At 45.1% G+C, this 5128-nt stretch carries 5 protein-coding genes; 1 reads left to right on the forward strand and 4 read right to left on the reverse strand.

Translation table 11 applies throughout. The features are described from left to right. Positions 1 to 56: 56 nt before the first annotated feature. Positions 57 to 1688: an NAD(P)/FAD-dependent oxidoreductase gene (locus tag AB4583_RS19340; protein ID WP_372118883.1), complete on the reverse strand. Its 1632-nt coding sequence runs from the start codon at positions 1686 to 1688 to the stop codon at positions 57 to 59. A 253-nt stretch (positions 1689 to 1941) separates the two neighbouring features. Between AB4583_RS19340 and fdxA the strand changes: the two genes are divergently transcribed. Then, positions 1942 to 2265 carry a ferredoxin FdxA gene (fdxA, locus tag AB4583_RS19345; protein WP_010431058.1) on the forward strand — a complete coding sequence of 108 codons (324 nt, stop codon included), beginning with the start codon at positions 1942 to 1944 and terminating at the stop codon, positions 2263 to 2265. A gap of 96 nt (positions 2266 to 2361) precedes the next feature. Here fdxA and AB4583_RS19350 read toward each other — a convergent pair whose 3' ends face one another. The 3 genes from AB4583_RS19350 to AB4583_RS19360 all read right to left on the reverse strand — a co-directional run bounded on the left by AB4583_RS19350 (position 2362) and on the right by AB4583_RS19360 (position 4843). Then, a complete protein-coding gene (locus tag AB4583_RS19350) occupies positions 2362 to 3096 on the reverse strand; it encodes an RNA methyltransferase (RefSeq protein ID WP_017067486.1) in 735 nt (244 codons plus the stop codon). A 175-nt stretch (positions 3097 to 3271) separates the two neighbouring features. After that, a complete protein-coding gene (locus AB4583_RS19355) occupies positions 3272 to 4324 on the reverse strand; it encodes an aldo/keto reductase (RefSeq protein ID WP_032545660.1) in 1053 nt (350 codons plus the stop codon). A gap of 372 nt (positions 4325 to 4696) precedes the next feature. After that, on the reverse strand, positions 4697 to 4843 hold the full coding sequence (locus AB4583_RS19360; protein WP_017068404.1) for a hypothetical protein: 147 nt from the start codon (positions 4841 to 4843) through the stop codon (positions 4697 to 4699). Positions 4844 to 5128: the final 285 nt, after the last annotated feature.

Genomic DNA, 5128 nt, shown 5'->3' on the forward strand with positions numbered 1-5128 from the left:
GCCTCCTCCTACTCGATTTGGTTGATCGCGATCTAGCTTTGCTTTATCGAAAGCGCTTAAGCGATCTCAATCTTCTCTGCTTGGTTCTGTTCTACCATTGACAGTGCAAGTGCTTCCGCAACCTTAATACCATCGATACCAGCAGACAGGATGCCGCCTGCGTAGCCCGCACCTTCACCTGCAGGGAAGAAGCCCTTTAAGTTGATGCTTTGGAAGTCTTTGCCACGTTTGATGCATACAGGAGAAGAGGTACGAGTCTCAACACCGGTAAGTAGGCCGTCTGGCGTAGAGAAACCTTTGATCTTCTTCTCGAACGCTGGGATTGCTTCACGAATCGCTTCGATAGCAAAATCAGGCAGCGCTTTTGAAATATCAGTCAGGTGGATACCCGGCGTGAATGACGGTTGTACTTCACCGATTGCACTTGGATCGCGACCTTTCAAGAAGTCACCGATTTTTTGAGCTGGTGCATCGTAGTTTTCACCACCAAGAACATAAGCGCCGCTTTCTAGTTCACGTTGTAAACGGATACCAGCCAGTGCGTCACCTGGGTAATCACGCTCTGGGTCGATACCTACAACGATCGCGCTGTTTGCGTTACGTTCTGCACGAGAGTATTGGCTCATGCCGTTCGTTACTACGCGGCCTTCTTCAGACGTTGCAGCAACCACAGTACCACCTGGGCACATACAGAAGCTGTATACAGTGCGGCCATTCTTACAGTGGTGAACGAGTTTGTAGTCCGCAGCACCTAGGATTGGGTTGCCTGCGTTCTTACCGAAACGAGCTTCATCGATCATCGATTGCTTGTGTTCGATACGGAAACCAACAGAGAAAGGCTTCGCTTCCATGTAAACGCCACGATCGTACAGCATTTCAAACGTGTCACGAGCACTGTGGCCAACAGCCAATACCACGTGACGAGATTTGATCTCTTCACCGTTAGAAAGCGTTAGGCCAGTGATTTGACCATCTTCCATATGAACGTCGTCAACACGAGTGCTGAAACGGATTTCGCCACCAAGTTCAATGATAGAAGCGCGCATCTTTTCGATCATGGTAACCAGTTTAAAGGTACCGATGTGCGGCTTACTTACGTATAGAATTTCTTCTGGTGCACCCGCAGCAACGAACTCTTCAATTACTTTACGGCCGTAGTGCTTTGGATCTTTAACTTGGCTGTACAGCTTACCGTCAGAGAAAGTACCTGCGCCGCCTTCACCAAACTGTACGTTTGATTCTGTGTTCAGCGTACGCTTACGCCAGAAACCAAAGGTATCTTTCGTACGCTCACGAACTTCTTTACCACGCTCAACGATGATTGGGTTGAAACCCATTTGAGCAAGCACTAGGCCAGCGAATAGACCACATGGGCCAAAACCGATAACCACAGGGCGCTCAGTTTGGTTCTCAACCGCTTTAGCAACAAACTTGTACTCCATATCAGGAGTCACTTTTACGTGCGGGTCGCTAATGAATTGTTCTAACAACTCAGCTTCGTTTTCAACGAGAACGTCAAGCGTGTAGATAAGTAAGATCTTTGATTTCTTACGAGCATCGTAGCCACGTTTAAAGATATTAAAAGAGAGTACCTGATCAGAGTTAATACCAAGTTTCGCTTCAATAGCGTCTTGAATAGCTGACTCTTCATGGTCTAGAGGGAGTTTAATTTCGGTTAAACGTATCATTTCGATGTCTCGTTTTTATAGGTGTCTTAGCTAGATCGTTTCTTAATACAGAGTTTGATGAAAACGCTGGTGCTCTAAGATGCGATAAGCTCACAATGGCGCGCATTTTACGAGAAATTGATTTATCTGTCATACTAATTTGGAAACATGGAGCAAATAGACACGATATTAGAGCCGTATGATGTTGAATTTTGCTTTGGGATGAGTATTATCCCCATTCTTCAATTTTGACTAACTTATAGAGCAGAGCATCATGGCATTTGTCGTAGGCGATAATTGTATTCAATGTAAATACACAGACTGTGTGGCAGTGTGCCCCGCAGATGCGTTCCATGAAGGCCCAAATTTCATGGTAATCAACCCAATCGAATGTATTGATTGTGGTTTATGTGTACCTGAATGTGATGCTCAAGCGATCTTCCAAGAAGATGAGCTACCAGAAGATCAAAAAATCTTTATCGAAGTGAACGCAGAGCTTGCCGAAATCTGGCCGGTACAAACGGAAGTAAAAGCACCAATGGATGACGCTGAGAAGTGGAATGGTGTCGCTGATAAGTTGGCAATGCTAGAAAAGTAATTGTTGAAAAGAACTCAAATAAAAAGGCGTACTGATTTAATCAATACGCCTTTTTTAATATCTGAACACTGTCGATTGGCTAGTTAGCCTAGAGGTCTAGCTATGCTGACGACGCATGTTATCGAGGATGATACCTGTCGCCATCGCTACATTTAGTGACTCTGCGCCACCGAATGCTGGAATCGTAATCTTATCAGTCACGTATTTAGCCGCGTGTTCACGGATGCCGTGAGACTCACTGCCCATCAATAAAATGCCGTTAGCAGTAAACTCAGTCTTATGAACACTTTCGCCTTCTAAGAAAGCACCGTAAACCGGTAGGTTCGCTTGCTCTAAGTAAGCTGGTAAGTCTGTTTGGCTTACGTGTACGCGGCCAAAGCTGCCCATAGTCGCGCTGATCGTTTTAGGGTTGTATGGGTCTGCGCAATCGCTGCTCGCAACGATATGCTTGATGCCGTACCAGTCTGCTACGCGAATAATCGTACCTAGGTTGCCAGGGTCTGAAACGCCATCAAGCGCAATCATCAGTCCTGTTGCTTCTGGTAGTTCAAACGTTGGGATCTCAACAACTGCAATCGCGGCATTGTTACTCACCAAAGTACTTGCTTTGGTTAGATCATCCAGCGAGGCTTCAACACAATCAAACTCAATCAGTGAAGCATGATTTTCAGATAAGAAATCAGCGGTAGCAAAGACGTTCTTCACGACTAAGTCACTATTGAACAGCTCAAGAACGTTCTTTTCACCTTGAACTAGAAACAGGCCGTGGGCTTTACGTTGTTTCTTTTGGCCCAAAGCACGAAGGAGTTTTAATTGGTTTTTTGAAATCATGTTTTTATCCTAGATATAAGCCCGCGCATTATAGAGCAAAGGTTAGCGAACCAAAAGCGTGATGACTCAATGCGATCTACATAAAAAGCAAAAGCAACTCACTTAAAAAAGAAAAGCGCACTAAATAGCGCGCTCTTATGGGATTTACTCACCTAAGTTAAGTTGAACTGACAGCCTAATACGGAGCCGGGTAGCGTTTAAATACTGTGTTGATATCAGTCAGGATCTCTTCTGATAGCGGTTTACTGAAAGCGGCTACGTTCTCTTTTAGCTGCTCCATCGTAGTTGCACCAATGATGGTGGACGTCACCCCATCAACTTGATTACACCATGCCAATGCCAGTTGGCTCGGAGTAAATCCATGAGCGTTTGCTACTTCAACATAGCCTTTAACCGCTTCGTTGGCAGATTCAGTGTCACGGAAAATGCCTTTACGTTGCATGTAAGTCCAACGGCTGCCTTCCGGTCTTGCGCCATCAATGTACTTTCCACTCAACATGCCTGCAGCTAAAGGTGACCATGGCAGATAAGCGACATCTTCATGCACACAGTTCTCAATCAGATATGGCCAGTCTTTTGCGTGCAGCAAGCTAAATTCATTCTGAATCGAAACCATACGTGGCAAATCGTGTTTCTCGCTCAGCTTGAGGTATGTGTTAATGCCCCAAGTAGAATCATCTGAAAGCCCGACATGGCGAATTTTCCCCGCCTTAATGCAGCTTGCCAGTGCTTGTAGGATTTCCAACATCTCAGCTTCATGCTGCTTTCGGTCAATATCACTGAATCGAATGTGATTCGGGAAATGCTTACCAAAGTGAGGCGTTGTACGATTTGGCCAATGAAGTTGGTAAAGGTCGATATAGTCTGTTTGTAGGCGTTTTAATGATGCGTCAACGGCTGCGATCACCGCTTCACCCGTTATCGGGCCGCCATCTCGAACCCAAGGAAGCCCTGGCCCGGCAATTTTGCTCGCAATGATCAACTCTTGTCGACGCTGTGGGTTACGCGATAACCAGTTACCAATGATCGCTTCTGTTTTTCCGTAGGTATCTGGAGAAGGTGGAACCGCGTACATCTCTGCAGTATCGATAAAGTTAATACCTTGGCTTAATGCGTATTCGATCTGTTGGTCGGCTTGCTGCTGCGTATTTTGTAGCCCCCAAGTCATGCTGCCAAGACAGATACGGGAAACGGGAATTTGACTACTTCCTAGCTTTGAATATTCCATTGAATTCGGGGTTCCTGTGGTTAGGTTCTCTGGTACTCGCATTATAGTTTTGAAAAGAGGGCGAGTGAGGAATGAAAACGAATATGAATTATTAGCACAAAATGACACGACAAGGTATGGTATCGGGGAGTTTAGTGAGTCATTTCTCAGCGCTGCAAGCTAGTGTGTGCAATGCGTGAAAATACATTCGCGAGAAACTATGAGCCAATTGGTGATCGAGAAGTGAAGAACAACAAGCAATGAGCGAAGGTTTAATGTTCAGCTTGTTTGGGAGTGGGGGAGAGGAGAACAGATCAAAAATAAAAAAAGCTCTACCGGATAGAGCGTAGAGCTTTTTTATAGGGGTCTTAATAGTGCTAGGTATTCATTGAGTTACGAGGTCGCGTTTGTGTCTAATCCACCCTGGATCTGCGCCTGTCTTAGAGCTTCCTGCCTTTGAACTTCTTTCTCAGTTAATACTGGTTGAAGTGTTTCCTCAGAGGCTTGAGGAGAGAAAATGAAATATTTATTAATCGTCATAACAGTGTCTCCGTGTAACGTATGACAGATTTTGCATCAAGGATAAACTGTGATCATCATCCACTTTGTACTTTTTTTGGGCTGAGAGCGAAGGGCGTAGAATGCGTACAAAGCGATCGCTTATCATCCGTATGCAATATTGGAACTGACGAAACCCTCTGTTTTTAAGTATAGGAAGCTCCTCTAATTTCGTACAATAATGATTTAGAGCAATTACATAGATGGTCAGGGGCGTAAGATGAAAAACCTCGCTGCTGACTCTGTGTTGTGATCACCAAGCGATTC

The sequence above is a fragment of the Vibrio sp. 10N.222.49.C12 genome, assembly GCF_041475025.1.
GTDB lineage: Bacteria > Pseudomonadota > Gammaproteobacteria > Enterobacterales > Vibrionaceae > Vibrio > Vibrio crassostreae_C.

Coding starts and splice junctions, on each gene's coding strand:
- AB4583_RS19360 (WP_017068404.1), bottom strand. CDS start 4,843: ATGACGATTAATAAATATTTCATTTTCTCTCCTCAAGCCTCTGAGGAA.
- AB4583_RS19340 (WP_372118883.1), bottom strand. CDS start 1,688: ATGATACGTTTAACCGAAATTAAACTCCCTCTAGACCATGAAGAGTCA.
- AB4583_RS19355 (WP_032545660.1), bottom strand. CDS start 4,324: ATGGAATATTCAAAGCTAGGAAGTAGTCAAATTCCCGTTTCCCGTATC.
- fdxA (WP_010431058.1), top strand. CDS start 1,942: ATGGCATTTGTCGTAGGCGATAATTGTATTCAATGTAAATACACAGAC.
- AB4583_RS19350 (WP_017067486.1), bottom strand. CDS start 3,096: ATGATTTCAAAAAACCAATTAAAACTCCTTCGTGCTTTGGGCCAAAAG.